The organism is Bacillus sp. USDA818B3_A (assembly GCF_009928415.1).
Classification (GTDB): domain Bacteria; phylum Bacillota; class Bacilli; order Bacillales; family Cytobacillaceae; genus Neobacillus.
This window is the reverse complement of record NZ_JAABNN010000069.1, coordinates 1-356: the sequence shown is the minus strand read 5'-3', so window position 1 is coordinate 356 and position 356 is coordinate 1. Positions and strand designations below refer to the sequence as shown.

The 356-nt window shown below is 46.9% G+C and carries 1 tRNA gene; it reads right to left on the bottom strand.

Annotation, left to right across the window (positions count from 1 at the left end):
* Window positions 1–219: 219 nt before the first annotated feature.
* Window positions 220–293 (bottom strand) — tRNA-Cys (locus GXK58_RS26885).
* Window positions 294–356: the final 63 nt, after the last annotated feature.

The following is a 356-nucleotide window of genomic DNA, read 5'->3' as shown; positions in this document are numbered from 1 at the left end:
GAACCCACTACATCAGCTTGGAAGGCTGAGGTTTTACCAGTAAACTACACCCGCACATTATTAACTACCTTAATATATTTTGCTTACACGAATAATCATGCCTCTTCCTCTAAAAGCCTATTCGAGGATGATGGATGCGTCGAGGCAACTCGCAGCTGATTCACGATGCTTTGCTCGTGGCTGAGGTTTTACCAGTAAACTACACCCGCAATATAAATATGGAGGCAACACCCGGATTTGAACCGGGGATAGAGGTTTTGCAGACCTCGGCCTTACCACTTGGCTATGCTGCCTAAAAAAATGGCTGGGCTAGCTGGATTCGAACCAACGCATGTCGCAGTCAAAGTGCGATGCCT